Genomic DNA, 423 nt, shown 5'->3' with positions numbered 1-423 from the left:
GGCCAATGGCGAGACGGTGCTCGAAAACGCCGCCCGCGAGCCCGAGATCGTCAACCTCGCCGAATGCCTCAACGCCATGGGCGCCAAGATTTATGGCGCCGGCACCGAGACCATCACCATCGACGGCGTCGAAGCGCTGTCGGGCGCGCGCGTCCGGGTGATACCCGACCGCATCGAGACCGGCACCTATGCGATGGCCGTCGCCATGACCGGCGGCGACGTCATGCTCGAAGGCGCGCGGCCTGACCTGTTGCAGACCGCGCTCGACGTGATTTCCCAGACCGGCGCCGAGATCACGCAGACCAATTCCGGCATCCGCGTCAGGCGAAACGGCGCCGGCATTGCGCCGGTCGACGTGACGACAGCGCCCTTCCCGGCGTTCCCGACCGACCTGCAGGCGCAGTTCATGGGCCTGATGACGAT

General features: G+C 67.6%; 1 pseudogene. It reads left to right on the top strand.

Going from position 1 to position 423, the window contains the following annotated elements:
* Positions 1–423, top strand: a pseudogene (locus EOA86_RS38200) (UDP-N-acetylglucosamine 1-carboxyvinyltransferase); the annotation flags it as partial.

Origin of the sequence: Mesorhizobium sp. M5C.F.Ca.IN.020.32.2.1, from assembly GCF_004023105.1 — a bacterium.
GTDB classification, from domain to species: Bacteria; Pseudomonadota; Alphaproteobacteria; order Rhizobiales; family Rhizobiaceae; genus Mesorhizobium; species Mesorhizobium wenxiniae.
The sequence above is the reverse complement of the archived record's forward strand: the minus strand, read 5'-3'. Positions and strand labels throughout refer to the sequence as shown.